The organism is Paenibacillus sp. GYB006 (genome assembly GCF_036577645.1).
GTDB lineage: Bacteria > Bacillota > Bacilli > Paenibacillales > Paenibacillaceae > Paenibacillus.
In genome coordinates this window covers 1-802 of sequence record NZ_JARBDA010000051.1, presented here as the reverse complement: position 1 = coordinate 802, position 802 = coordinate 1, and the positions used below count along the sequence as shown (strand labels likewise).

Below are 802 nucleotides of genomic sequence, written 5' to 3'. Positions count from 1 at the left end.
AGCTTAATGAGTTATCTCTAATAAAATCAATCATTCGGCTCCTATAGAAATTAACTAAAAGAAAAGATTGTGAATTGTGCTATTAAGTAAACAGTAATGAGTACATTTATTGCAAGTATAAATATTGTTTTCAGATTAACTGAATATTTTATTAAGTAGCGACGAAAAACAAATGAAAGTAAGGTCATGATAGCAAAGTACCCAATCGGTATAACGAAACTATAAAATACTTTTTCTGTTGCACCAATGTCACCTGGTGGGGCATCTGCTGCTGTGAATCGTCCCATTGCTATCCATATCTTAAATACCCAGTAAAATAAGAATGATGTGGTCGATATAACTAATAGATAAGCTACATAACTAATTACACTAAGGTTAACCTTCAAACAGCAGCCTCCAATTTTATGTATTTTTTTATTATAATGACTTTGATAAATGATTACTTCATTAAAATAAGAACGATTGTTGTATCCACATTAAGAAGCTCAGAAATCCTGTTATGCAGAATGTGATTAAGATAGTTACTGTTCCTCTTGAAATAGACTTTAAATTTTTCTTACCTGTTAGTCCTATTATTCCAAGTATTAAAGTTGTTAACGAAAGAATGTAAACAATATTAAAGGCGTCTGGAACGGATATCATATGGATATGTCTATAGATTTCTATCCAATATGGCATTGCTAAATACGAAACTAAACAAATTATTGAAAGAAAGAAAGACCATGAATTTATTTTTTCTCTCATAAATTTCACCTCCTCATATAGCTAATTAAGCATAAGAAATATCCGATGGATTTTGTAG

1 protein-coding gene is annotated in these 802 nt (G+C 29.9%); it reads right to left on the bottom strand.

Features of this window, described 5'->3' with window-relative positions; translation table 11 throughout:
* Positions 1-50: 50 nt before the first annotated feature.
* Positions 51-386, bottom strand: a complete 336-nt coding sequence (locus tag PV403_RS24815) for a hypothetical protein (RefSeq protein ID WP_160037241.1) — start codon at positions 384-386, stop codon at positions 51-53.
* Positions 387-802 lie beyond the last annotated feature (416 nt).